The following is a 24,009-nucleotide window of genomic DNA, read 5'->3' as shown; positions in this document are numbered from 1 at the left end:
AGCCATCGTGACCGGTCCCCGTGCATTTGACCAGGCGTCCCGCCCGGCGGAGCCCGGCCCGGCGGGCTCAGTGCACGGCGACGGCGTCCACGGTGTCGTCGACCGGGATCTCCCAGGGGCGCACGACGACGACGAGGACGGCGACCGCCAGCGCGAGGGCCGCGAGGATCACCGTGCCGACGGCGAGCGCGTCGTTGCCCAGCAGGCCGACGACCGGGGACACCACCGCGCCGACGCCGAACTGGACCGCGCCGAGCAGCGCCGCCGCGGTGCCCGCGGCCTCGCCGTGTCGGGACAGGGCGAGCGCCGGCGCGTTGGGGAAGGCGAGCCCGCAGGCGAACAGGCAGACCCACAACGCCCCGACCACGGCCCAGAGGCCGCCGGTCGTGGTCGCCGACAGCAGCACGAGCGCCACGCCGCCGACGACGCCGAGCACCGTGCCGGTGACCAGCAACTGGGCCGGCGACCAGCGGCGCAGCAGCAGCGGGTTGAGCTGGGTCGCCGCGATCAACCAGATGGCGCCGGCGCCGAAGAGCAGTCCGAACTGCTGCTCGTCGAGGCCGAACTGCTCCTGGTAGACGAACGGCGACCCGGACACGTAGCTCAGCAGGCCGGCCATGGTCAGGCCCACGACGACGACGAGGCCGACGTACGCCCGGTCGCGGAACAGGGCCCGGTAGCCGAGCAGGGTGCCGCGCACGCCAGTGCTGATCCGCCGCTCGACGGGAAGGGTCTCCCGCAGCAGCAGCCACCCCAGCAGCACCATCAGCGCGCCGTAGCCGGCCAGCAGCGCGAAGATCCCGCGCCACGAGGTGAACCGGAGCAGCTCGCCGCCGACGGTCGGCGCGAGGACCGGTGCCGCGCCGAGCACCAGGAACAGCCGGGAGAGCGTCGTCGCGGCGGCCCGGCCGACGTAGAGGTCCCGCACGATGGCCAGCGCGATGACCCCTCCGGCCGCCGTCCCGACCCCCTGGAGGACCCGGAGGACGGTGAGCACCTCGATGGTGGGCGCCACCAGCACCAGGAGGGAGGCCAGCACGTGCAGCGCGGTGCCGGCCAGCAGCGGGCCCTTGCGACCCAGCGCGTCGGAGAGCGGGCCGAGCACCAGCTGACCCAGGGCCAGACCGATCAGCGTGCCGGTCAGCGTGAGCTGCACCGTGGCCGGCGTCGTCCCGAGTTGCTCGGTGATCGTGGGCAGGGCCGGCAGGTACATGTCGATGGTCAGCGGCCCCAGCGCCACGAAGGCGCCGAGGACGAGCACGAGGCGCACTGCGCTGGGACGGTCCGCGGCGGCGCCCGAGCGGTCGCGGGCGGCCGCGGATGGCCGCTCCTGGATGGTGGTCACGAGGTCCCTCGTCCGGTCGATCAGCTGACGCGGGGCCGCCGTTGGCACGATCCGCACTACGGGTGCGACAAGTGCGCCCGCCGTCGAGTCATTCCGAGTCGGGTCGAATTCGAAACGGAACTCACCGCGTGTCGAGCACCTCGGCGGTCGTGGTCCGCTCCACCAGCGGCGGACAGCGGCTCATGATCCGCAGCGCCCGGTGGTGGTCGTCGTCCCCCGAGCCGGCGCAGGCGTCGGTGACCACCCGGACCGGGACGCCGGCGGGGGTGTGCTTAGGTGAGCCTTACCTACCCCTGTCGAGGAGTTCGCCATGTCGCCCCGTCCCGTCGTCCGCGGCGCCGCCTGTCTGGCCGCCGCCCTCCTGCTCGCCGGCTGCGGTTCGGCCACCGAGTCCTCGGACACGCAGGCAGGGGCGACGACGGGCTCGGCGGCCGGCGAGTTCCCGGTGACGGTGAGCACGGCGTTCGGCGATGTCACCGTCGACGAGGAGCCGACCCGCGTCGTGGCGCTCGGCTGGTCGGACGCCGAGACGGCGCTGGCGCTGGGCGTGCAGCCGGTAGGGGCGAGCGACTGGCTCGGCTTCGGCGGCGAGGGAGTCGGCCCGTGGGCCGAGGGCCGGTACGACGAGGCGCCGGAGATCATCGAGACGCTCGAGCCCAGCTACGAGGCCATCGCGGCGCTGGAGCCGGACCTCATCCTCGACACCCGGTCGGACGGCAGCGAGGAGCGCTACGAGCTGCTCAGCGCCATCGCGCCGACCATCGGCCAGCCCGAGGGGGTCGGGCCGTACCAGACCACCTGGCAGCAGCAGCTCGAGCTGGTCGGCCAGGCGCTCGGCCGGACCGACGAGGCCGACGCGCTGGCCGAGGAGGTCGCGCAGCGGTTCGCCGACGCGGCCGCGGACCACCCGGAGTTCCAGGGCACGGAGGTCGCGGTCGGCGCCTACACCTCGGAGGGTTTCGGCGCCTACGTCCGCGGCGACGGCCGCGTGGACTTCATGGAGCAGCTGGGCTTCGTCAACAAGGCCGCGATCCAGGACCTGGCCGGCGAGAACTTCTTCATCAGCGTCAGCAACGAGCAGCTGCGACTGCTCGACGCCCCGCTGACGGTCGTCTTCCCCATCTTCGTCGACCCGGCCGAGATCACGGGCAACCCGCTGTGGCAGACCCTGCCCTCGGTGCAGGAGGGTTCCGCCGTCGTCCTGGAGGACACGACGCTGGTCAACGCCTTCTCCAGCGGCTCGGCGCTGGGCATCCAGTACGCCCTCGAGGAGACCGTCCCCCTCTTCGCAGCAGCGCTCGGGTGAGCCGGGCGTCAACCGACCAGGCGGCCGGTGGGGTCCACCCGCCACGAGCGGCCGGCCACGACCAGCCGCTCCGCGAGCTCGGCCAGCAGGACGGCGCCCTCGTGCGGAGAGGCACCCGACGGGTCGCCGAGCACGCCGGTCGGGCTCACCGCCGGCAGCCCCTCGGCCCGTAGCCGCGGCAGCAGCCGGCTGATCGGCGTCGTCACGCCGGCCACCGCGCGGTCGTTGCGCACACCCTCGGGTTCCACGTGCAACATCAGTGACGTCTCGGTCCGCCCGGCGTGGGTGTCCCCACCGACGACACCGCAGGGGAACCACGCGACGTCGCGCCCCTCGGACCGCAGGAGCGTGACCGCCGCCCGCAGCGCGCCGACGTTGCCCGCGTGGCCGTTGACGAGCAGCACACGGCCCGCCCAGCGCCCCGCCGAGCGGCCGTACTCGACCAGCAGGCCGGTCAACGCCTCCGTGCCGATCGAGATCGTTCCCGGGAAGCCCTCGTGGTCCTCGCTGGCGCCGTACGCCAGGGCAGGCGCCAGCAGGGCACCGTCGAACCCGCCGACCGCGGCCTCGGCGACGGCGCAGGCCACCGAGGTGTCGCTGTGGAGCGGCAGGTGGTGCCCGTGCTGCTCGAGCGAGCCCAGCGGGACCACGACCATCGCCCCGGCGGGCACGTCCGGCCAGGCCCGGGCGCCGAGGGAGGAGCCGCCGACGGAGGACACCGGCGCAGCGTATGCACCGGCGGAGCGGGCAGGGGAGTGCCGGAAACGGGTTGTGGGCGACGGGTCATGGGCAAGGGACGCCCCATGAGCGACGAGCAGACCCGCAAGGTGGCCGAGCTGATCCGTGGTCAGCGGTTCGGTTTCCTGACCACGATCACGATGGACGGGCGGCTGACCAGTCGTCCCATGACGCTCCAGGAGGTCGAGTTCGACGGCGACCTGTGGTTCTTCGCCGAGCGCGGCTCGAACCCCGTCGAGCACGTCGCCGCCTCGCCGGAGGTGAACGTCGGAGTCGGCTCCGGCGGCACGTGGGTGTCACTGACCGGCGACGCCGTCGTCGTCGAGGACGTGGCCAGGAAGCGCGAGTTGTGGAACAGCGGCGTCGAGGCCTGGTTCCCGCAGGGTCCGGACGACGACAGCGTCGTGCTGCTCAAGGTCGAGGCGGAGTCCGCGGAGTACTGGGACAGCCCGGGCGGGCGCCTGGCGACGGCGTTCAGCTTCGTGAAGGCGAAGGTCACCGGGGAGCGGATCGACGCCGGCGAGAACGAGAAGGTCGACCTCTGAGCGGCGCGGCTCAGGCCGTGCGGACGCCGGGCAGCCGCTCGAGGCCCGGTGCGCCCGGCTGCGCGGGCAGTGCGGGCAGCCGCGCCGGGAGGTGCCGGCCGCAGCGGGCGGCCGGCTCGGGGCGGGCGAAGAGGTAGCCCTGCGCGTGGCCGCAGTCGAGGTCGGCCAGGGCGCGCCGCTGGTCCTCGGTCTCCACGCCCTCGGCGATCACGTCCAGGCCGAGCGTGCGGGCCAGTTCCATGATCGAGGTGATCAGCGTGGTGGCCGACCGGCCGGTGGGCAGGTCCGACACGAAGCTGCGGTCGATCTTGATGACGTCGGCCGGCAGGTGTCGCAGGTAGGACAGCCCGGAGAATCCGGTGCCGAAGTCGTCGATGGCGATCCGGATGCCGAGCGCCCGCAGTGCCTCGAGCGAGGCGACCACGGCGTCGACGTCCCGGACCAGGACGCCCTCGGTCACCTCCAGGGTGAGCTGGGTGGCGGGGAACCCGGTCTCCGCGAGAGCGGCCGTGACGTCGGCGACGACATCACCGTCGGAGAACTGGCGGGGGGACAGGTTGACCGCCATGCGCAGGCGGGCGCCGGTCCCGGCCGACCAGGCCGTGCCCTGGCGCAGCGCCTCGCGCAGGACCCAGCGGCCGATGGCCGTGATCGCGCCGGTCTCCTCGGCGAGCGGGATGAACTCCCCGGGCGGGACGAGCCCGCGCTCCGGGTGGTTCCACCGCACCAGCGCCTCGAAGCCGGTGGTGCGGCCGTCGGACATCCGCACGACCGGCTGGTAGTGGACCTCGAGCTGGCCGGCGACCGCCGCGTCCTCCAGGTCCTGGGCCATCTGCGCGCGGTGCCGGGCGGCCTCGGCCATGCCGTCGGCGTAGGCGACCATCCGGTTCTTGCCCTGGGACTTGGCCAGGTACATGGCGAGGTCGGCGTTGCGCAGCAGCGCTCCGGCGGTGCGGTCCTCGGTGTCGGTGGACGCCGCCACGCCCACGCTGCCGTGGACGGTCACCGGTCCGCCGTCCAGCGGCACGGGCAGCGCCAGCGCGGTCAGCACTCGATCGCCGACGGCGCGAGCCACGTCGGGACCGCCGGTGACGACGACGGCGAACTCGTCGCCCCCGACGCGGGCGACGACGTCCCCGGGACGCACGCAGCCGCGCAGGCGCTCGGCGAGCACCAGGATGAGTTCGTCGCCGGCGGCGTGCCCGCGGCTGTCGTTGACCGCCTTGAAGTCGTCGAGGTCGATGAAGAGGAGGCTGACCGCGCTGCCGCGCTGCAGCACCCGGTGGGTGATCTCCTCCAGCAGCGTGCGGTTGGCCAGACCGGTCAGCGGGTCGCTGAGGACCTGGTCCTCGTTGAGCCGCCACGAGGCCAGGTGGGCGAGGCTGGCGGCGAGCACGAAGGCGCCGTGGATGCCGGCCCACAACCACGGGTCGTGCACGGCGTCGTGGCTGTAGACCGCGGTCGGGTAGATGGTGCCGAGGGCGCCGTGGTGGGCGATCACCATGACCAGGGCGATGCCGTAAGGCACCCAGTCCTGGTACAGCGAGACGACGCCGACCATCACGAAGAAGATGAAGTGCGCCTCGGTCACGCCTTCCCAGAGGTGCACGAGCGCGGCGGAGCCGGCCATCAGGCTGACCGTGGTGGCGGCCGCCCGCCCCTTCCGCCCGAGGCGCGGGGTCGTCGCGACGAGCGCCGGCAGGGCGACGGCGGCGAGCACGGCCACGGCGGCGGGCTGGCCCGCCCCCTGGGTCCATCCGAACAGCACGAGCAGCGCGGCGAAGGCCAGGCACAGCCGGACGATCGCGGTGTGCCGACGCTGCCAGACGCTCTCGGGCAGCAGGCGACCCTCGGGCAGCATGCGGACCGCCCGGTCGCGCAATCGGAGGATCACGGGCCGTCCATCGGCTCCTGACGGCCGTCCCTGGAGCGGACGGCCCGGGACGTCGCCCGGAGGGGTGGAGTCGACGACCAATGCCGCCCGGCGCGGCTCAGGTCCGGGAGATCGCCGCCCCGACGATCCGGTCCGGCCGGATGCGGACACCGCATGCGTTCCCCAACCAGCGCCCGAGGTCTCCCGTCGGCTCCGCGACGGCCGTCTCCGTCCCGTCCGCCCGGCGCACCACGAAGTCGCCGCCGGACCGCCGGAGCTCCGCCGCCCCGGCGCCGAGGACGTCGTCCAGACGGCAGCGCCGGCCGTCCGCGACCACGAACGGCTGCGGGACGAGCGTGCCGGCCAGCCGGCGCCCGCCCCTCCCCCGCCGCTGCACCAGCGGGCCCGGCCGCAACGGCGGCGTGCGGCTGTCGGTGGCGAGCGCGGCCACCGCCGGGATGCGGCGCACAGCGGCCAGCACCCCCCGGCGGACGACGTCACCGCCCCGTCCTCCGCCGGTCATCAACCGGCCGACGAGCCGGGCCATGCCGATGAGCGCGCGAGCATGCGGCTCGCGCTCGGGCTGGTAGGTGTCGAGCAGATCGTCGTCCGCCCGTCCCGTCAGGACGTCGGCCAGCTTCCACGCCACCTGGTGGACGTCGCGGAGGCCGAGGCCGAGTCCCTGGCCGACGAACGGGGGGCTGAGGTGGGCCGCGTCCCCCGCGAGCACCACCCGGCCGTGGCGCCAGCGGTCGGCGACCTGCGCGCGGAAGGTGTACTCCACCGCGCGCACGATCTCGACCTCCGACGGATCGACCGGCGCGAGCAGGGCGGCCAGCCGGTGCACGGTCGTCGCCTCGGCCACCGTCTCGTCCGGGGCCAGCCGACACTCCCACCGGTAGCGGCCGTCGGTGACCGGCATGAACGTGGCCGGACGCCGCGAGTCGCAGACCTGCGAGGCGCCGGGCCACACGGGCAGTTCCGACGCCGAACGCACGTCGAGCACCAGCCACCGGTCGGCCGGGGCGAGATCGCGCATCGTCGCGCCGACGAGGTCACGGACGGTGCTGTTGGCTCCGTCGCACCCGAGTACCGCGGCGGCCCGGACGGACCGGTCCGCACCGCCGTCCCGAGGGTGGACGGCGAGCTGCACGCCGTCGCCGTCCTGGCGCAGACCGGCCACCTCGGCGCCGCGCTCGATCACCACACCGGCCTCGGCCGCGGCCACCGCGAGGACGTCCTCGAGGTCGGGCTGGTGCACGAACGAACCCGGCGGATAGCCGTGCCGCCCCGCGTCCGGAGGCCGGCGGAACTCGGCGAGCACGCGGTGTTCCCCGTCGAGCAGTCGCAGCCCCGCCATGGGACGGCTGCGGGCCAGCACCCGGTCGGCCACGCCCGCGCCCTGCAGGACGCGGAACACCTCGTCGTCGAGGTGGACCGCCCGAGGCAGGGGGTAGGGAGCGCGGTGCCGCTCCAGCACCCGCACGGGGAGCCCGCGACGAGCGAGCAGCAGCGCCGCGGTCAGCCCGACCGGACCCGCGCCGACCACGACCACGGGGGGACCGGACACCGCCTCATTCTCCCGGACAGCCGGACGGCCGGCCGGGACACCAGGTCCCGACCGGCCGTCCGCCGTCGTGGTTCACCGAAGCCGGTGGCTCAGGAGCCGCCCATCATCTCCATGAGGTCGATGGCGTCCGCGGGCGCCTCGATGTCCTCCTTCTCGCCGAACCGGCTGAAGCGGAGGGTGCCCGGGGAGTCGCCCTTGTTCGTGATCTCCAGCGGGTAGGCGTCGTCGTCGTTGGCGACGGCGAGCTCGCTGCCGTCCTCCTGCGTGACGATGACGACCGCCTCGCCGTCGACCTCGCCCTCCTCGACGTCGTCCTGCACCGGGCTCTCCGGGTCGCGCAGCTCGTCGACGAAGCCGTCCAGGGAGAATTCGGCGAACTCCGCGGCCGCATCCCCGGGCACGAGGATCCACTGGTCCTCGAACATCGACGTCGCCTCCGACGGCATGCCGAAGGAGCCCCAGAAGTCGCCGGGGGCCTTGAGGAACGCGTCGCCGCCGACGCTGATCAGCTCGATGTCGACGCCGTTCATCGTGAGCGTGCCGATGGCGTCGCTGCCCTGCAGGTGGAGGTCCACGTCGCCCTCCTCGCCGCCCTGCTCGATGGTGCCGGTGACGTGCACCGACCCGGCCTCCTCCAGGGCGGCGGCCGCCGCCTCGGCGACCTCCGGGCCGGACTTGCCGTCGAGCGGGCTGCCGCCGCACGCGGTCAGGAGCAGCGCCGCCGATGCGGCGACCGTGAGCTTGCCGATGCGCATGAAAGATCCTCCGGACGTACCGGTTCCCGGAACTCGGACGTCCGGCCGCAGGAATCCTGCGTTCCGGAAGGCGTTCCGGGCGGTAGCCCGTCAGCCCGGCGTGTCGCGGGCAGTCGTGGGCCGGTGCGGTACCGGCAGCACCGCGGTGGCGGCCCGGGCCCGGTCGAGCGGCACGGCGCTGCGCAGGACGGCCGACCCGAGGCGGAGGTGCGGCAGGTCGGCGTCGATCATCGGCAGATGGCCGGGCAACGCGCCGGGCGGGGCAGCCACGCGACGATGATCACCGGCGTGACGGCGTCCTCTCTCAGCGCTCCGCCGTCCGGTGGATCGGGCCCTCGATGCCGGCCAGCCGCTCCCCCGTGCCGCCCCAGCGGCCGGCGATGATCTCCGCCGCGATCGAGATCGCGGTCTCCTCGGGCGTGCGCGCGCCGAGGTCCAGCCCGATCGGCGACGACAGCCGCCCCAGCTCCTCGCCGGACAGCCCCGCCTCCTCGAGCCGGGCCAGCCGCTCGTCGTGCGTCCGCCGCGAACCCATGGCACCGACGTAGGCGACCGGCAGCCGCAGGGCCACCTCGAGCAGCGGGACGTCGAACTTCGGGTCGTGGGTCAGCACGCAGAGCACCGTGCGCTCGTCGATCCGGCCGGCGTCGACCTCCCCCTGCAGATACCGGTGCGGCCACTCGACGACGACCTCGTGGGCGTCCGGGAACCGCTTGGCGGTGGCGAACACCGGCCGGGCGTCGCAGACCGTCACCCGGTAGCCCAAGAAGGCGCCGACCCGGGCGACGGCCGCGGCGAAGTCGATCGCCCCGAACACCACCATGCGGGCCGGCGGGGCGAAGGAGTTCACGAACAGCTCGAGGTCGTCGCCCCGCCGCTCCCCGTCGTGCCCGAAGTGCAGGATCCCCGTCCGCCCCGCGGCGAGCATGCCGCGGGCGTCGTCGGCCACGGCGTCGTCGAGCCGCTGGAGGCCGAAGGTGCCCGAGGCCCGGTCCGGCCACAGCACCATGCGCTTGCCCAGCCGGTCGTCGGGACCCTTCACGCAGGTCACCACGGCGACCGGCTCGTGCCGGTCGACCGACTCCGCGACGTCCCCCAGCTCGGGGAAGGACTCCCGGGAGACCGGTTCGACGAAGACGTCCAGGACCCCGCCGCAGGTCAGGCCGACGGCGAAGGCGTCGTCGTCGCTGACCCCGTAGCGCTGCAGGACCGGCGCCCCGGTCTCGACGGCGTCCCGCGCCTCCTCGTAGACCGCCCCCTCGACGCAGCCGCCGGAGACGCTGCCCACCGCGGTTCCGTCGGGACCCACCAGCATCGAGGCTCCCGCCGGGCGCGGAGCCGACCGCCAGGTCGCCACCACCGTGCCCATGCCGACGGTCTCCCCCGCCTGCCACCAGCCGATCAGATCCTCAAGGACATCGCGCATTCGACTGATCCTCTCCGGCCCCGTCCCGAGGCTCGTCCCGAGCATGCGAGGGATGAGAAGGCCGGGGTCCTTTCTCACGCACGCTGGATCACCCCCGTCAGCTCCTCGAACGCGGCCATGCTGTGCCCGGAGACGAAGTGGTCGACCGAGGGCAGGGCGGCGCGCATCCCTCCGGTCAACGGCTCGTAGCCCGCCCGTCCCTTGTGCGGGTTCACCCACACGACCGCGTGCGCCAGCCGGCGCAGCCGCGTCATCTGCTCGGCCAGCAGCTCGGTGCCGCCGCGCTCCCAGCCGTCGCTGCAGAGCACCACCACGGCCCCCCGCGCGGTGCCGCGCTGGCCCCAGCGGTCGAGGAACGCCTTGAGCGCCTCTCCGAGCCGGGTGCCGCCCGACCAGTCCGGGATGGCCGAGCCGCTGGCCGCCAGCGCCCGGTCGGGGTCGCGCAGCCGCATCTCGCGGGTCACCCGGGTCAGCCGGGTGCCGATGGTGAAGACCTCGGTCGAGGCGGGCCGCGCCCGGACGGCGGCGTGCGCGAACCGCAGCAGCGCGTCGGCGTACGGCGACATCGACCCGGACACGTCCACGAGCAGGACGACGCGGCGCGCCCGCGACCGTCGTCGGTGGCGCGCCAGCCGCCGCACCTCGCCGCCCTCCCGCAACGCCGCCCGGACGGTGCGCGCCGGGTGGACCGCCCCTCGCAGGCTCGGGGCCCGGCGGCGCGAGGGCCGCAGCGGCGCCGCGGGCGACAGCAGTGCGAACAGCCGGCGCAGGTGCTCCCGCTCGGCGACGGTCAGGTCGGCGACGTCGCGATGGCGCAGCACCTCGTCCCCGCTGGCCTGCACCGCGAGCTCGGAGGTCTCCGGGTCGTCGTCCCCCTCGCCGCTGCCCGGTTCGAGCGGCGCGGAGGCGGCGAGCCGCAGCATCTCCGGCCGGTCGGACCGGGGCCGCACCCGGGGCACCTCGCCGGCGAAGTACGCCGCGAAGGCCGCGTCGTAGCGGTCGAGGTCGTCCGGGCCGCCGCAGAGGGTGAGCCGGCCCGCCCAGTAGACGGCCCCGGGCTCGAGCACGTCGAGGGCCGCGACCGCGGCCAGCATCGCCTCGACCCGGTCCGGTGATGCGGCCACGCCCGCTGCCCGCAGCGTGCGGGCGAAACCCAGCACCGTGTCGACGACGTCCCGCGGTTCAGGCACCGAAGAGCGCCCCCGGGCCAGCGCCTGCACCCGGTCGGTGTCCTCGCGGTACTTCAGGACCGCGCCCAGCGTGCGCGCCGCGACGTCCGGGTCGAGCTCCCGGGCGCCGAGCGTGTGCAGGGCGCTCGCCCAGTCCATCGCCTCGGCGATGCCCGGCGGCTTCAGCAGGTCCAGGGTCCGCAGCGTGGCCGTCGCCCGGGCGACCTCCCGGGCCAGCCGCTCGGTGACCTCGGGCAGCCGACGGCGGAGGATCGCGACCTCGCGGTCGAAGTCGGGGTGCTGCAGCCAGTGGTAGAGGCAGCGGCGCTTGAGCGCGTCGTGCACCTCGCGGGTGCGGTTGGACGTGAGGACGACCAGCGGCGGGGTCGTCGCCCGCACCGTGCCCAGCTCCGGGATGGAGATGGTGAAGTCGGACAGGATCTCGAGCAGGAACGCCTCGAACTCGTCGTCGGCCCGGTCCACCTCGTCGATCAGCAGCACGCTCGGGGAGTCCTCGAGGGCCTGTAGCAGCGGCCGGGCGAGGAGGAACCGGCGGTCGTAGAGCGAGGCCTCCAGGCGCGCCGGGTCGCCGGTGTCGTGGGCGGCCTCCGCCGCGCGCAGGTGCAGCAGCTGCCGGCCGAAGTCCCAGTCGTAGAGAGCCTGGCTGGCCTCCAGGCCCTCGTAGCACTGCAGCCGGTAGATCGGCCGGCCGGTGACCTCGGCCAGCGCGTGCGCCAGCGCGGTCTTCCCGACGCCCGCCTCGCCCTCGAGGAACAGCGGGCGGTGCATGACCAGCGCCAGGTAGGCGGCCGTGGCCAGCCCTTCGTCGGGGAGGTAGCCGCTCTTCTCCAGGGCAGCGGCCAGCTCGCCGGGGTCCGCGGGCAGGTCGCGCTCGGTCACGGCGACGAGCATCCCACCCGGCGGGCCGTCGCGGCGCGGAGACGCAGAACGGCGGCCGGTCGAGTCTGGTCCTCGACCGGCCGCCGCCGTCGGTGTCCCCCGCGAGGGGGCCCGGCTCAGATGCCGCGGTCGCGGGTCGTGCCCGCGTCGCCCTCCATCTCGATCTGCTCCTTGCGCACGCCCTCGGTGACGGTGGCCTGCTCGGTCACGGTCTCCTTGTCCAGGCGGACGCGCTCGACCGGCACGGCCTCCTTGGCCACGACGGGGGTCTCGGCGTGCAGGACGACCTCGTGCTCCTCCTCGGAGATGGCCGGCCCGTCCATGGCGTTGCCGATGTTGGCGTCGGTGATGGGCTCGCGCTCGAGGCGGACCTCCTCGCGCGAGACCGGCACCGTCTCGGTGACGTTCTCGGTGACGACGTACTTGCGCAGCCGGGCCCGGCCGACCTCCTCGGACCGCGTGCCGACGTCGAGCCGCTCCTCCGAGCGGGTCATCGCGTTGTCGGTGGTCGGGCCGGAGGTGTCGTGACCCACGGTGCCGCGCGTGTCGGTGCCCGAGGTCATGCCGGTCGTCGCCATCCCGGTCGTCGACTCCATGCCGGTCGTCGACTCCATGCCGGTGGTCGACTCCATGCCGGTGCCCATGCCGTAGTAGCGGTAGAGCTCCTGCTCCTCCTGCGGCGACAGGTGGCCGTCGGTGTCGATCTTGGGGGCGTCCTTGACGCGCTCCTTGCTGACCGGGATGCGCACGCCGTCGTCGGTCAGGTCGGCGTTGCGCAGCGGTACGAACGACTCCTTCGTGCCGAACAGGCCGGTGCGCACCGTGACCCATTCCGGCTGGCCGGTCTCGTCGTCCAGATAGACCTCAGCTGCCGAGCCGATCTTCTCGCCGGACTCGTCGTAGACGTCCTGGCCGATCACGCGGCTGATGGTGTCGGTGCCGATCATCGTCTGCTTGCTCCTATCCGTTGCACGGGGCTGGTGCGGTCACACCAATGGGTGACCCCGATCGACACGGCGAAACGAGCCGAGGACGTCGACACACCCATGGCCGAACCGCGCCGGTCCGGAATCGCCGTACCGCACCACCACGTCTCGGGACGGGAACGGGCGTTGCCGCAGGTCACGACCCAGTAGATGCCGCGCAACCCACTTGTCGCGCGACCGCGTCGCCTCGATCACGGAAAGTGATCGGCCGGAAAGCCGGGCGTGTCGCGTACCCGACCCGGCGCGTCGCCGCCGTGTGACGGAACGCCTCGCCCAGCATGGGCGGGTGCCTCCCCGTTCCCCGTACGACAGCCTCGTCCATCCCCGCACCGTCAAGAAGCCGGTGCCCCAGGTGGAGGCGGAGAAGGACCTCGTGGTCGAGGACCCCAGCTCCGGCTTCGTCGGCGCGGTCGTCCGGTGCGAGAAGGACGTCGTCCACCTCGAGGACCGGTTCGGCAAGGTGCGCGGCTACCCCCTCGGGCCCGGTTTCTGGGTCGACGGCCGGCCCGTGGTGCTGGTGCGGCCGAAGCACGCCGCGCCGTCCGGCCCGCTGCGCAGCGCGTCGGGCTCGGTGTACGTCAACAACGCCCGCGCCCGGGTGGCCCGTGCCGGCCGCATCCATGTCGAGGGCAAGCACGACGCCGAGCTCGTCGAGAAGGTCTGGGGCCACGACCTGCGCATCGAGGGCGTCGTCGTCGAGCCGCTGCACGGCGTCGACGACCTGCCGGCCATCGTCCGCGACTTCCGGCCCGGCCCGGGACGGCGGCTCGGCGTGCTGGTCGACCACCTGGTGACGGGCTCGAAGGAGTCGCGGATCGCCGAGCAGGTCACCGGCGCACACGCCCTGGTCGTCGGCCACCCGTTCGTCGACATCTGGCAGGCGGTCAAGCCCTCGGTCCTCGGCATCCGCGCCTGGCCGACCGTACCGAAGGGCGAGGACTGGAAGACCGGCGTCTGCAAGCGGCTGGGCTGGGAGGACGACACCGGCTACGTGTGGGCGCAGCGCATCCTCGCCCGCGTCTCCAGCTTCACCGACCTCGAGCCCGCGCTGCTCGGCCGCGTGGAGGAGCTGATCGACTTCGTGACCGCCGACTGAGTCACTCCACGCGGCGCGCCATCGGCAACCGCGACCGGACGACCAGGCCGGTCACCAGCACCGCGAGCAGCGGGACGCCGATGGCCACGGCGGCCAGGAGGTCCCAGGGGACGACCACGACCGCGCCCATCCCCGAGCCGTACACCTCCGTCGTCAGCGGATGGGCGACCGCGATGCCCGGCGCCAGTCCGGCCACCACCCCCAGCGCAGCGCCGAACACGCCGATCACCGCGGCCGAGCCCATCGCCATGAGCCGCCGGGTCCGCGGCGCCGCGCCGACGGCGGCGAGCGTGGCGTGGTCCGGCCGGGCGTCGGCCACGGCGAGCCCCGTCGCGGTGAGCGTGGCCACCAGCACCAGCAGGCCGCCGACTGCGAACAGCAGCAGGCGGGCCACCCAGAGCTCGTCGGACCAGCCACGCTCGACGTACACGTAGGACTCCGCGCTGAGCGCGGTGATCGCCTCCTGGAGGCGCTGCTCCTCGGCCTCGGACACCGGTGCGCCCGGCCCGCCCACCAGCAATCGCGAGGTGACCATCTCCACGGGCAGCCGGTCGGCCAGCGCCGGGGGGACGACGACCGTCGCCGGCGCGCGGAGGATCGTCCCGGGCGACGCCGGCACGATCTCCGTGGCAGGCAGCGTGACGTCGCCCAGGAGTTCCTCGGTCCCGGAGCCCTCGTCCCAGCGGGTCCCCTGCAGGGTGACCATCCCGCTGTCGTCCACCGCACCCGAGCCGAAGACCAGGACGCGGTCGGGCCGGTACGCCGCCTCCACCGCGTCCCGGTGCTCCGGTGGCGTCACGGCGAGGACTGCCTCGCCGTCGAGGACGACGATGTCGCCCACCATCGTGAGCAGGCCGGGAGCGCCGGGGTACCAGCTGCACTCAGGCATCGGTCCGGCGCATCCGTCGGCGCGCACCAGGAGACCCGTCATGTCGTCCGCGGTCCACCGCACCGTCCGCACCGGGACGAGGTCGCGGCCGGGCAGCAGCCCACGCACCTCCGCCGCGACGTCGGCCCAGCCCGCCTCGTCGGCGTCGAAGACCGAGATCGACGCCGCCCCCATGGGCGCCTGCGGCAGGTAGTCGCGCTCCGACTGGGCGCTGTCGCTGGCGCTGCCGATCGCGAGCGTGGTCACCCCGGCCACCGTCGCCATGACCGCGGCGACCGCCGGCGCGGTGCGGGAGCGGTTCCGGGTGGCGTCCCGCACGGCCAGCCGGGCGGGCACCGGGAGCCGGCGGGCCAGCGGCGCGAGCAGACCGACCAGCCAGGGGGTGGTCAGGACCACGCCCGCGATGAGGAGCACGGCCCCGCCGGCCACCGGGAGCCCGGTGCCCCGCGCGCCGACGACCGTGAGCAGGAGGCCGGCGCCGGCGACGATCAGGCCGAGCACCGGCAGGTGCCACGACGTCCGGACCTGCCCCCGACGCCCGCTGAGGGTGGTGACGACGTCGGTCCGGGCGGCCTGCCGCGCCGGCATGTAGGCGGCCGCCAGCCCGGCGAGGGCGCCGACCGCCACGACCACGAGGACGTCGAGCACGGGCACCTGGAAGGGCCCGAACGTGGCGCCGGTCCGGTTCTCGAGCACCGGGATCGCGCCACGGGCGACCCCGATGCCGACGAGCGCACCCGTCACCGCGGCCCCGCCCCCGAGCAGGAGGCCGGAGGCCAGGACCGCCCGGCGCAGGTCCGCCGCCGTGCCCCCGTTGGCGGCCAGCAGCGCCAGGTCCCGCCGCTGCTTCCGCAGCCCGACGGCGAAGGCGGGGCCGGCCAGCAGGACGACCTCCAGCAGCAGGGCCGCGGCGATCAGCGCGGCGACCGCCACCTCGGCATTCGACCGTCCCGCCTCGGCCGGCCAGCTCGGCGGCTGGTACTCGGATGCCGGCGGTGGGTCCTGTGCCACCAAGCCGGACAGGACGACGAGGCCCTGCCCGTTGAGGTCCTGGACGGCCGGCCAGTCCAGGCCGCCGGGGACTTCGGCGAAGAACTCCGTGCGGGGGCTCACCAGGAGGTCGGCCTCACCAGGCGGGACCACGACGAAGTGGAGCCCGTCGAGCCCGGGCGCCTCCAGCACCCCGACGACGGTGCCGGGAACGTCCTCGCGGGTCAGCGCCAGGGTGTCGCCGACCTCGATGCCCCGGTCCGCCATGTCCCTGCTGATCGCCACCTCGCCGTCCCGCTCCGGCACCCGCCCCTCCGCGACCTCGTACGCGTCGGCGCGGGAGGTCCCGGTGAGGTCCTCCGCGTAGCCCTCGACGGTGGCGTAGCCGATGTCGGTCCGGAACAGGATCTTGCCGACCTGCCGCTCGACCACCGACGAGCCGGCCGGCAGCCGGTCGGCCACCTCCTCGGCCGTCCAGGGCGCGCCGGGCTCCTCCGGGGGCTGCAGGAGCTCGCCGTAGAGGGGATCGGCCCAGACCCGTTCCCGCGCATGGCCCTGGATCAGCGCGTCCGCCGGGCCGAGCCGGCTGGCAACGAACTCGTCGCCGGTCACGTCCTGGCTGCGGAAGAGCACGTCGCCGCCGACGATCGCCAGGACGGGCAGGCCGACCATGAGCCCCACCAGCGCCGTCCGGCCCTTCGCCCGGCGGGCGTCGCGCCGGGCCAGCCGCAGTGCGAGCCGCCAGCGCACCACCCAGGCGGCGAGCCGGCCCGGCCGGGGGCCGGGGTCGGCCGGCGGCGCCGGCACCGCCCGCTCCGGAGGGCTCAGCACGAGGCTCACCGCGCGCCGCCGGGCGACAGCAGCGACTCGACGCCGGCCGCGGGGCCGGACTGGTCGACCACGACACCGTCGCGCAGGAACACGACGCGATCGGCCCAGGCGGCGTGTCGGGCGTCGTGCGTGACCAGGACGCCGGCCGCTCCTGCCTCGCACCGGGCGCGCAGCACGCGCAGGATCTCCTCACCCGTGGCGGAGTCGAGCGCGCCGGTCGGCTCGTCGGCCAGCAGCAGCCGGCGGGGACCGACGAGGGCGCGCGCGATGGCCACGCGTTGCTGCTGGCCACCGGACATGTCGTCGGGGAAGCGCCCGGCCAGCTCGCCGACGCCGAGCTCGTCGAGCGCGGCTTGCGCCTCGGCGCGGGCCCGCCGCCCACCGACCCCGTCGAGCTCGCGCGGGAGCGCGACGTTCTCCACCGCGGTGAGCGCGGGGATGAGGTTGAGGTCCTGGAAGACGTACCCGGCGCTGCGCCTGCGGACGGCGGCGACGTCGGCCGGACGCAGGCCGGCGAGGTCCCGGCCCTCGACGTGGACCGAGCCGGAGGTGGGCCGGTCCAGCCCGCCGGCCAGGTGCAGCAGCGTCGACTTGCCCGAGCCGGACGGCCCCATGACGGCCACCAGCTCGCCGGCGTGCACGGTCAGGTCGACCCCGCGCAGCGCGTGCACGACGGCCTCGCCCTGCCGGTGCTCGCGGGTGACGCCGGAGAGCAGCAGCACCGGGGCACTCACGGCCGGACTGCCTTCGTGACGTCAGCGGACGGGACCGGCGAGGTGACGGGGCGCCGGGTGGCCGCGCGGGCGACGCGTGCCTCGCAGTGGTCCAGCCAGCGGATCTCGGCCTCGGCCCGGAACACCAGCGAGTCGAGGACCAGCGACCAGGCGAGGTCGGCGTCGGGATCGGTGGCCCTGGCCTTGAGCCGGGTCAGCTCCTGCAGCGCGGTCATGGTCGCGGTGCGCTGGGTCTGCACGACGCCCAGGACGTCGACACCTGGAGTAGAGACCGCCAGCGCGAGCTTGATCGAGAGCTCGTCACGAGGCGCGCTCTTCGCACTGACGGGAGAGCGAAACCACGACGTCAGCGCCCGCCGACCGTCGTCGGTGATCCGGTAGGCGATCCGTCCCTCGGGGTCGGGATCGCCGTCCTGGGCGACGAGCCCGTCGCGCTCGAGCCGGTCGAGGGTCGTGTAGACCTGCCCGACGTTCAGCGGCCAGGCCGCCCCGGTGGCGGCGTCGAACTCCGCGCGCAGCTGGTAGCCGTGGCTGGGACCGCGCTCCAGGAGCGCGAGAAGACCGTGTCGGATGGACATGGATACGGAGTATGCATACTCGGTATCCCCGGGGGAAGCGGGTGGGCCCCCCGGATGCGGTTTCGCCCCCGGACGGCTCCGTCCGGGGGCGGCCGGTCAGCCCGGGATGTAGTTGAACGAGTCGGGGTCGGGGCCGGTGCGCTCGTCCCGGTTGAGCCCCGAGATCGCCGCCATCGCCGACTCGTCGAGCTCGAAGCCGAAGATGTCGAAGTTCTCCTCGACACGGCTGCGGGTCACCGACTTCGGGAAGACCACGTCGCCGCGCTGGATGTGCCAGCGCAGCGTGACCTGGGCCGGGGTGCGTCCCAGGCCGGCCGCGATCTCCTTGATCGCCGGATCGTCGGCGACCTGCCCCTTGGCGATCGGCGCCCACGCCTCGGTGACGATCTCGTGCTCGGCGTCGAAGGCACGCAGGTCCTCCTGGGTGAGGTAGGGGTGCACCTCGATCTGGTTGACCGCTGGGCGCACCTCCGTCTCGGCGAAGAGGGTGCGCAGGTGGTGCTGCTGGAAGTTCGAGACGCCGATGGCCTTCGCGCGGCCGCTGGCGTAGATCTCCTCCATCGCCTTCCATCGCTGCACGTAGTCGCTGACGCCGGGCAGCGGCCAGTGCACCAGGAACAGGTCGAGGTAGTCGAAGCCCATCTCGGCGAGGCTCGTGTCGAAGGACCGGAGGATGCCGTCGCGTTCCAGCTGGTTGTTGTTGAGCTTGCTGGTGACGAAGACCTCGGCCCGGTCGAGGCCCGACTCGCGGACCGCGGTCCCGACCTCGCGCTCGTTGCCGTACATCTGCGCGGTGTCGATGTGGCGGTAGCCGACCTCGAGCGCCGTGCGGGTCGCCCGCACCGTGTCGGCCGGGGGGATCTGGAAGACGCCGAAGCCCAGCTGCGGGATCTCGACGCCGTTGTTGAGGGCGATGGTGGGCACGCCGGAGGCGGGCTCGGTCACGGGGGTCCTCTCGATCGGGTGCGCCGCGACGGGCGGCGGCTGCCGGGCGGTCGGCTACCCGACGGCGCGGTGCTCTATCCGGACGGTTCCGTCCTGCGGAAGCTCGGCGACCGGGCCGCCGGCCGACCGGAGCCATCGCGCGCCGGCCACCGCCAGCACGCCGGCCAGGCCGGCCGCGGCGGCGGGGACGGCGAACGCGGTCTCCGCTCCCCAGGCGTCGACGGCCGCGCCGGAGACCGCGGACCCGACGGTGACGCCCAGGGTGAGTCCCGTGACGACCCAGGTCAGCGCTTCGGTCAGGGCCGAGCGCGCGACCCGCGACTCGACCAGCGACATGCCGGAGACGAGCACCGGCGCGATGGCCAGGCCGGCGACGAAGCCGACCGCGACGAGGCTGACCAGCGAGTCCACCGCGAGCAGGAGCTGCGCGGCCACGGCGAAGAACACCGCGCAGCCGATGTACCGGGCGGCGAGGCTGCCGGGCAGCCGGATGACGCCGTAGACCAGTCCGGCCACGAGGCTGCCCAAGGCGTAGACGGCGAGAGCGAGCCCGGCCAGCGCCGGGGCGCCCTCCGCCTGGGCGTAGGCCACGACGACGACGTCCATGGCACCGAACACCGCCCCGACCGCCAGGTAGACGACGGCGACCAGGACGACGGTGACGTTGCCGAGGGCCGAGCGGCGGCGGGGCACGCCGTCGTCGACCCGGTGCACGGGCGGCTCGGTGTCGCGGAGCCGCGACAGCCACGTGCCGCCCAGGAAGCCGATGACGACGCCGGTGAGGAACCCGACCGGCGGGTTGATCAGCGTGGCGAGCAGCGTGACCAGGGGCGGGCCGACGACGAAGACGACCTCGTCGACGACGGACTCGAAGGCGAACGCGGTCTGCCGCGTGTCGGCGTCGAGCGCGTGGGCCCACCGCGACCGGACGGCCGAGCCCACGTTCGGGCCGCACGCACCGGTCAGCCCGGCCAGGACGAACCAGGACCACTGGGGCGCTCCCAGGACCACCGCGGCGACGAAGGAGACGCCGAAGAAGAGGTAGCCGGTGAAGGCGACCCGCAGGACGGCGCCCTGTCCGCGGCGGTCCATGGCCCGCGCCCACTGCGGGCTGACCAGCGAGCCGGCCAGCGCGAGGGTGCCGGCGACCGCACCGGCGACCGCGTAGCTGCCGGTCGCGCCCTCGACGAGGAGGACGGCCCCCAGGCCGAGGATCGGCATCGGCAGGCGGGCGAGCCAGCCGGCGAAGGAGAACCAGGCCGATCCGGGAACGGCGAACAACCGGACGTAGGGACTGAACACGCTGCGGGGTGACACGGGTCTCTCGCGCTCTCTGGCCACGAGCGAGTGCAGAGACTGCTCCGCCGGTCTCTCGGGTGGCGGGTGCGACGTTAGCAACGTCCGCCCGTCGCGCCGGATCGCATTTCGCCGTTCCGGCACTACATTCGGGGCATGACCAGCAGTCCGCTGCCCGACCCCTGGGTGCGCCCGGCCGACGAGCCGGCCCCGGGCACGGGCGGGCTGGTCGACCGGCACGGCCGCGTGGCGACCGATCTGCGCGTGTCGCTGACCGATCGGTGCAACCTGCGCTGCACGTACTGCATGCCCCCGGAGGGCCTGGACTGGCTGCCCAAGGTCGAGGTGCTCACCGACGAGGAGATCGCCCGGCTGGTGCGCATCGGCGTCGAGCAGCTCGGCATCCGGGAGGTGCGGTTCACCGGTGGCGAGCCGCTGCTGCGCCCGGGGCTGGTCGGCATCGTGGCCGCCGCGACGGCCCTGACCCCGCGGCCCGAGGTGAGCCTCACGACCAACGCCATCGGGCTGGCCCGTGTCGCCCCGGCGCTGGCAGCCGCGGGGCTGGACCGCATCAACGTCAGCCTCGACACCCTCGACCGGGACAGGTTCCGTCAGCTGACCCACCGCGACCGGCTCGACGACGTCCTCGCCGGTCTGGCCGCCGCCCACGAGGCCGGCCTCACCCCGGTGAAGGTCAACGCCGTCCTGCTGCACGGCATCAACGAGGCCGACGCCGTCCCGCTGCTGGACTTCTGCCTCGAGCACGACTACCAGCTGCGGTTCATCGAGCAGATGCCGCTCGACGCCCACCACGCGTGGACCCGCGGCCGGATGGTCACCGCCGAGGACATCCTCGGGCAGCTATCGGCGGCGCACACGCTGACGCCCGACACCGAGGAGCGCGGCTCCGCCCCGGCCGAGCGGTTCCTGGTCGACGGCGGCCCCGCCACGGTCGGCATCATCGCCTCGGTGACCCGGTCGTTCTGCGGCGCCTGCGACCGCACCCGGCTCACCGCGGACGGTCAGGTGCGCAACTGCCTGTTCGCCCGCGAGGAGTCCGACCTGCGGACGCCGATGCGCGAGGGCGCGACCGACGAGGAGCTCGCCGACCGCTGGCGGATCGCCACGCTCGGCAAGCTGCCCGGCCACGGCATCGACGACCCGAGCTTCCTGCAGCCGTCCCGGCCGATGTCGGCGATCGGAGGCTGAGGTGGCGGTGACCGTCCGCTACTTCGCCGGGGCACGGGCGGCGTCCGGCGTCGACACCGAGACGCGCGAGGCGGCCACGCTCGACGAACTGGTCGCCCAGCTCGTCGAGGCGCACGGCCAGCACCTCGAGCGGGTGCTGACGGCGTGCTCGTTCCTGGTCGACGGAACCACGACCCGCAACCGGGCGTTGGTGCTGTCACCCGGGGCGGTGGTGGACGTGCTGCCCCCGTTTGCCGGCGGATGACCCGGGCGAAGGGACGGTCATGAGCATCTTCGAGAAGGCGAAGGCCAAGGCCCAGGAGCTGCTGGCCCGCGCGGAGCAGGTCTACGGCGAGTCCCACGGCGACGCCGCGGCCACCGCGGCGGGCGAGGCGCACCTCCTGGAGGCCGAGGTCGACCCGGCCGCCACGACCGAAGGACGGCCGGACGACGACGGGCTGGCCGGGGCGCGCTGAGCGGCGTGCGGGCCGAACAGGTCACCGGACCGGTCGCCCATCACGCGGAGGGCCCGGTCTGGTCGCCCTCGTGGGGCGGGCTGCGCTGGGTGGACATGCTCGCCGGCGACGTCCTCGCCCTGGACCCGGACGGAACGGTCCGGCGCCGGTCGGTCGGCACGGTGGCCGCGGCACTGCGGCCCCGGCGGGGCGGTGGAGCGGTGATCGCGCTGGAGCGTGGGTTCGCCCTCGAGGACGCCGACGGCTCGCTGACGCCGCTGGACCCGGTGTGGTCCGGTGACGACGTCCGCATGAACGAGGGCGGCTGCGATCCCGACGGCCGCTTCTGGTGCGGCTCCATGGCCTATGACCAGCGGCCGGGCGGTGGCGCGCTGTACCGGCTGGACCCCGGCGGACCCGTGCACCGCGTGCTCGACGGGGTGACGATCTCCAACGGCCTCGAGTGGAGCCCGGACGGCACGCTGGCCTACTACGACGACACCGGCACGCACCGGACGGACGTCTTCGACTACGACCCCGACGCCGGCCTCACGAACCGTCGTCCCTTCGTGGACTTCGGCGAGGACGGCAACCCCGACGGCCTCACCGTCGATGCCGAGGGCGGTGTGTGGGTGGCGCTGTTCGGCGGCGGTGCGGTGCACCGGTACGACCCGACGGGTCGCCTGGACGCCGTGGTGGACGTGCCCGCCGCCCAGGTCACCGCGTGCACCTTCGGGGGCGAGCGCCTCGACGAGCTGTTCATCACCACCTCGCGGGAGAACCTCGGCCCGGACGACGACCCGCAGGCGGGCTCCCTGTTCCGGGCCGAGGTCGGCGTCCGTGGTCTCCCGGTCCGGGAGTTCGCCGGCTGAACCCAGGATTGCCGCCTGGGGCGCCATGGGAATAACGTTCGGCATGGTTCCGGCGGGGATCGCCGACGTCGCGCCGTGGCGGAGCTGGGACTCCGCCGCCGAGGGTCTCCTGCGCCTTCTGCACGAGCACGTCGGCTGGGACCTCTGGATGGTCACCTGCGTCTCCGAGAGCCGGCAGACCGTCCTCCACAGCCATCCCGAGGGTCTGGTCCGGCCGGGTGCGGCCCTGCCCTGGGAACGCAGCCTCTGCCGGCAGATGGTGGAGGGAACCGCGCCCCGGATGGCCACGGTCACCGCCGCCGTCCCGGAGTACGCGTCCCTCACCACCGGACCGCTCCGTGACGCCGCCGCCTACGTGGGCGTTCCGATCGTGGCGCCCGACGGGTCGCTGTTCGGCACCCTCTGCGGCGTGGCCTTCCGAGCAAGGCCGCGGAGTGCGGCGCGCGAACTGCCGGTCATCGAGGCATGCGCCCGCGTGCTCAGCACCCTGCTGGCGGCCGGGATGCCGGTCGGCCCTGCACCCACCGCTACGGGCAGGCGACCCACTCCTCCTCGCCGTCGGTGAAGACCTGCCGCTTCCAGATGGGCAGCCGCTTCTTCACCTCGTCGACGAGCTCGGCGCAGGCGGCGAATGCCTCGCCCCGGTGCGCGGCGCTGACCGCGCAGGCCAGGGCCACGTCCCCGATGCCGAGCAGGCCGATGCGGTGGCTCACCGCGACCGCGTGCACGTCCGGGCGGGCGGCGAATTCCTCGGCCAGCTCGCGGATCACGGCCTCGGCGGTGGGGTGGCCGACGTACTCCAGCTCGGTGACCGACCGGCCGCCGTCGTGGTCGCGCACCACGCCGGCGAAGGAGACGACGGCGCCGGCCGCCTTGTCCGCGACGGCGTCCTCGTGCTCGGCGACCGACAGCGGCACGTCGACGACCCGGGCGATCACGGCGCCGAAGGTACCCCGGGCACGTCGAGGTCGGTCGGATCCGCGAGGCCGGTGCAGTCCACCTCGGTCACCTTTCCCGCTGCGGAGTGCTCGGCCAGGTAGCGGCGGGCACCCTCGTCGCCCTGCGCCGTCTCGATCACCCCGGCCCAGTGGTCGCGGCCGAGCAGCACCGGATGGCTGCGGACGCCGTCGTAGGTGGCCACGGCCAGCGCGTCGGGGCTCGCGTGCTCGGCCATGCGCCGAAGCGCCTCCGGCGTCATGCCGGGCATGTCGACCAGGGTGATCAGAGCGGCGTCGACCGTGCCGGGGAAGCCGCGGAGGCCGTCGAGACCGGTGCGCAGGGAGGAGGCCATGCCGGACTCCCAGTCCTTGTTCGCGAGCACGGTCGCGCCGGTCAGGTCGGCGGTGCGCCAGACGTCGACCGCCTGCGCGCCGAGCACGACGAGGACGACATCGGTGGCCGCCCGCGCCGTCCGAACCGCTCGCTCGACCAGCAGGCTGCCCTCGTACTCGACCAACGCCTTGGGCTTCCCGTAGCGACGGCCGCCCCCGGCGGCGAGGACGACGGCGGCTGTCTGCATGTC

General features: G+C 74.3%; 25 protein-coding genes. 8 read left to right on the top strand and 17 right to left on the bottom strand.

The window, feature by feature from the left end; all coding sequences use genetic code 11:
- Window positions 1-67: 67 nt before the first annotated feature.
- Together MVA48_RS17085 and MVA48_RS23575 are read right to left on the bottom strand one after the other, a co-directional pair.
- Window positions 68-1,345, bottom strand: coding sequence for a multidrug effflux MFS transporter (locus tag MVA48_RS17085; RefSeq protein ID WP_246981942.1), 1,278 nt, complete (start codon window positions 1,343-1,345; stop codon window positions 68-70).
- A gap of 121 nt (window positions 1,346-1,466) precedes the next feature.
- The gene (locus MVA48_RS23575; protein ID WP_256461084.1) at window positions 1,467-1,589 is read right to left on the bottom strand and encodes a hypothetical protein; all 123 of its coding nucleotides are present in this window, start codon (window positions 1,587-1,589) and stop codon (window positions 1,467-1,469) included.
- Window positions 1,590-1,655: 66 nt separating this feature from the next.
- Here MVA48_RS23575 and MVA48_RS17080 point away from each other — a divergent pair, with 66 nt between their 5' ends.
- A complete protein-coding gene (locus tag MVA48_RS17080) occupies window positions 1,656-2,651 on the top strand; it encodes an iron-siderophore ABC transporter substrate-binding protein (RefSeq protein ID WP_246981940.1) in 996 nt (331 codons plus the stop codon).
- An 8-nt stretch (window positions 2,652-2,659) separates the two neighbouring features.
- On the opposite strand, the gene mftE is transcribed toward MVA48_RS17080, so the two are convergent.
- Complete coding sequence (gene mftE, locus MVA48_RS17075; RefSeq protein ID WP_246981938.1) at window positions 2,660-3,370, bottom strand: mycofactocin biosynthesis peptidyl-dipeptidase MftE; 711 nt, start codon at window positions 3,368-3,370, stop codon at window positions 2,660-2,662.
- Between the two features lie 84 nt (window positions 3,371-3,454).
- On the opposite strand from mftE, the gene MVA48_RS17070 reads away from it, so the two are divergent.
- Window positions 3,455-3,934 carry a pyridoxamine 5'-phosphate oxidase family protein gene (locus MVA48_RS17070; RefSeq protein ID WP_246981936.1) on the top strand — a complete coding sequence of 160 codons (480 nt, stop codon included), beginning with the start codon at window positions 3,455-3,457 and terminating at the stop codon, window positions 3,932-3,934.
- A 10-nt stretch (window positions 3,935-3,944) separates the two neighbouring features.
- Here the strand turns inward: MVA48_RS17070 and MVA48_RS17065 are convergent, their stop codons facing one another.
- The 7 genes from MVA48_RS17065 to MVA48_RS17035 all read right to left on the bottom strand — a co-directional run bounded on the left by MVA48_RS17065 (window position 3,945) and on the right by MVA48_RS17035 (window position 12,574).
- Window positions 3,945-5,828, bottom strand: a complete 1,884-nt coding sequence (locus MVA48_RS17065) for a putative bifunctional diguanylate cyclase/phosphodiesterase (protein WP_246981934.1) — start codon at window positions 5,826-5,828, stop codon at window positions 3,945-3,947.
- A 97-nt stretch (window positions 5,829-5,925) separates the two neighbouring features.
- Window positions 5,926-7,377 carry a bifunctional 3-(3-hydroxy-phenyl)propionate/3-hydroxycinnamic acid hydroxylase gene (locus MVA48_RS17060; protein WP_246981932.1) on the bottom strand — a complete coding sequence of 484 codons (1,452 nt, stop codon included), beginning with the start codon at window positions 7,375-7,377 and terminating at the stop codon, window positions 5,926-5,928.
- A gap of 89 nt (window positions 7,378-7,466) precedes the next feature.
- A complete protein-coding gene (locus tag MVA48_RS17055) occupies window positions 7,467-8,132 on the bottom strand; it encodes a hypothetical protein (protein ID WP_246981929.1) in 666 nt (221 codons plus the stop codon).
- A 90-nt stretch (window positions 8,133-8,222) separates the two neighbouring features.
- Window positions 8,223-8,402, bottom strand: a complete 180-nt coding sequence (locus MVA48_RS17050) for a hypothetical protein (protein ID WP_246981927.1) — start codon at window positions 8,400-8,402, stop codon at window positions 8,223-8,225.
- A 34-nt stretch (window positions 8,403-8,436) separates the two neighbouring features.
- A complete protein-coding gene (locus MVA48_RS17045; RefSeq protein ID WP_246981925.1) occupies window positions 8,437-9,558 on the bottom strand; it encodes an XdhC family protein in 1,122 nt (373 codons plus the stop codon).
- 74 nt (window positions 9,559-9,632) lie between these two features.
- A complete protein-coding gene (locus MVA48_RS17040) occupies window positions 9,633-11,627 on the bottom strand; it encodes a VWA domain-containing protein (RefSeq protein ID WP_246981924.1) in 1,995 nt (664 codons plus the stop codon).
- Between the two features lie 116 nt (window positions 11,628-11,743).
- The gene (locus MVA48_RS17035) at window positions 11,744-12,574 is read right to left on the bottom strand and encodes a DUF2382 domain-containing protein (protein ID WP_246981923.1); all 831 of its coding nucleotides are present in this window, start codon (window positions 12,572-12,574) and stop codon (window positions 11,744-11,746) included.
- Between the two features lie 325 nt (window positions 12,575-12,899).
- Between MVA48_RS17035 and MVA48_RS17030 the strand changes: the two genes are divergently transcribed.
- Window positions 12,900-13,709 (top strand): DUF3097 domain-containing protein, encoded by an 810-nt coding sequence (locus tag MVA48_RS17030; protein WP_246981922.1) that lies wholly within the window; start codon window positions 12,900-12,902, stop codon window positions 13,707-13,709.
- 1 nt (window position 13,710) lies between these two features.
- Here MVA48_RS17030 and MVA48_RS17025 read toward each other — a convergent pair whose 3' ends face one another.
- The 5 genes from MVA48_RS17025 to MVA48_RS17005 all read right to left on the bottom strand — a co-directional run bounded on the left by MVA48_RS17025 (window position 13,711) and on the right by MVA48_RS17005 (window position 19,993).
- Entirely contained in the window at window positions 13,711-16,419 is a 2,709-nt protein-coding gene (locus MVA48_RS17025) for an ABC transporter permease (protein WP_246981921.1), read from the bottom strand.
- Between the two features lie 5 nt (window positions 16,420-16,424).
- Complete coding sequence (locus MVA48_RS17020; RefSeq protein WP_246981920.1) at window positions 16,425-17,153, bottom strand: ABC transporter ATP-binding protein; 729 nt, start codon at window positions 17,151-17,153, stop codon at window positions 16,425-16,427.
- Window positions 17,150-17,731, bottom strand: a complete 582-nt coding sequence (locus MVA48_RS17015) for a PadR family transcriptional regulator (protein WP_246981919.1) — start codon at window positions 17,729-17,731, stop codon at window positions 17,150-17,152. The genes MVA48_RS17020 and MVA48_RS17015 overlap by 4 nt, the downstream gene beginning before the upstream one ends.
- A gap of 96 nt (window positions 17,732-17,827) precedes the next feature.
- Complete coding sequence (locus MVA48_RS17010; RefSeq protein WP_246981918.1) at window positions 17,828-18,676, bottom strand: aldo/keto reductase; 849 nt, start codon at window positions 18,674-18,676, stop codon at window positions 17,828-17,830.
- A gap of 54 nt (window positions 18,677-18,730) precedes the next feature.
- Window positions 18,731-19,993 carry an MFS transporter gene (locus MVA48_RS17005; RefSeq protein ID WP_246981916.1) on the bottom strand — a complete coding sequence of 421 codons (1,263 nt, stop codon included), beginning with the start codon at window positions 19,991-19,993 and terminating at the stop codon, window positions 18,731-18,733.
- 135 nt (window positions 19,994-20,128) lie between these two features.
- Between MVA48_RS17005 and moaA the strand changes: the two genes are divergently transcribed.
- Genes moaA through MVA48_RS16980 form a run of 5 tightly spaced genes read left to right on the top strand, consistent with a single transcriptional unit; the run spans window position 20,129 to window position 23,052 of the window.
- Window positions 20,129-21,181 (top strand): GTP 3',8-cyclase MoaA, encoded by a 1,053-nt coding sequence (moaA, locus tag MVA48_RS17000; RefSeq protein ID WP_246981915.1) that lies wholly within the window; start codon window positions 20,129-20,131, stop codon window positions 21,179-21,181.
- A gap of 1 nt (window position 21,182) precedes the next feature.
- The gene (locus MVA48_RS16995; RefSeq protein WP_246981913.1) at window positions 21,183-21,425 is read left to right on the top strand and encodes a MoaD/ThiS family protein; all 243 of its coding nucleotides are present in this window, start codon (window positions 21,183-21,185) and stop codon (window positions 21,423-21,425) included.
- A 19-nt stretch (window positions 21,426-21,444) separates the two neighbouring features.
- Window positions 21,445-21,636 carry a hypothetical protein gene (locus MVA48_RS16990; protein ID WP_246981912.1) on the top strand — a complete coding sequence of 64 codons (192 nt, stop codon included), beginning with the start codon at window positions 21,445-21,447 and terminating at the stop codon, window positions 21,634-21,636.
- 5 nt (window positions 21,637-21,641) lie between these two features.
- A complete protein-coding gene (locus MVA48_RS16985) occupies window positions 21,642-22,487 on the top strand; it encodes an SMP-30/gluconolactonase/LRE family protein (RefSeq protein ID WP_246981911.1) in 846 nt (281 codons plus the stop codon).
- Between the two features lie 25 nt (window positions 22,488-22,512).
- Window positions 22,513-23,052, top strand: a complete 540-nt coding sequence (locus MVA48_RS16980; protein ID WP_246981910.1) for a histidine kinase — start codon at window positions 22,513-22,515, stop codon at window positions 23,050-23,052.
- Here the strand turns inward: MVA48_RS16980 and MVA48_RS16975 are convergent.
- Both MVA48_RS16975 and MVA48_RS16970 read right to left on the bottom strand, forming a co-directional pair.
- A complete protein-coding gene (locus MVA48_RS16975) occupies window positions 23,015-23,425 on the bottom strand; it encodes a molybdenum cofactor biosynthesis protein MoaE (RefSeq protein WP_246981909.1) in 411 nt (136 codons plus the stop codon). The two genes, MVA48_RS16980 and MVA48_RS16975, sit on opposite strands and share 38 nt — an antisense overlap.
- On the bottom strand, window positions 23,422-24,006 hold the full coding sequence (locus MVA48_RS16970; RefSeq protein WP_246981908.1) for a nucleotidyltransferase family protein: 585 nt from the start codon (window positions 24,004-24,006) through the stop codon (window positions 23,422-23,424). The genes MVA48_RS16975 and MVA48_RS16970 overlap by 4 nt, the downstream gene beginning before the upstream one ends.
- Window positions 24,007-24,009 lie beyond the last annotated feature (3 nt).

This window comes from Blastococcus sp. PRF04-17, assembly GCF_023016265.1.
In the GTDB taxonomy this organism is placed as follows: Bacteria; Actinomycetota; Actinomycetes; order Mycobacteriales; family Geodermatophilaceae; genus Blastococcus_B.
The sequence above is the reverse complement of the archived record's forward strand: the minus strand, read 5'-3'. Positions and strand labels throughout refer to the sequence as shown.

Coding starts and splice junctions, on each gene's coding strand:
- MVA48_RS17080 (WP_246981940.1), top strand. CDS start 1,656: ATGTCGCCCCGTCCCGTCGTCCGCGGCGCCGCCTGTCTGGCCGCCGCC.
- MVA48_RS16980 (WP_246981910.1), top strand. CDS start 22,513: ATGGGAATAACGTTCGGCATGGTTCCGGCGGGGATCGCCGACGTCGCG.
- MVA48_RS16970 (WP_246981908.1), bottom strand. CDS start 24,006: ATGCAGACAGCCGCCGTCGTCCTCGCCGCCGGGGGCGGCCGTCGCTAC.
- MVA48_RS16990 (WP_246981912.1), top strand. CDS start 21,445: ATGAGCATCTTCGAGAAGGCGAAGGCCAAGGCCCAGGAGCTGCTGGCC.
- MVA48_RS17055 (WP_246981929.1), bottom strand. CDS start 8,132: ATGCGCATCGGCAAGCTCACGGTCGCCGCATCGGCGGCGCTGCTCCTG.
- MVA48_RS17035 (WP_246981923.1), bottom strand. CDS start 12,574: ATGATCGGCACCGACACCATCAGCCGCGTGATCGGCCAGGACGTCTAC.
- MVA48_RS17015 (WP_246981919.1), bottom strand. CDS start 17,731: ATGTCCATCCGACACGGTCTTCTCGCGCTCCTGGAGCGCGGTCCCAGC.
- MVA48_RS17070 (WP_246981936.1), top strand. CDS start 3,455: ATGAGCGACGAGCAGACCCGCAAGGTGGCCGAGCTGATCCGTGGTCAG.
- MVA48_RS17045 (WP_246981925.1), bottom strand. CDS start 9,558: ATGCGCGATGTCCTTGAGGATCTGATCGGCTGGTGGCAGGCGGGGGAG.
- moaA (WP_246981915.1), top strand. CDS start 20,129: ATGACCAGCAGTCCGCTGCCCGACCCCTGGGTGCGCCCGGCCGACGAG.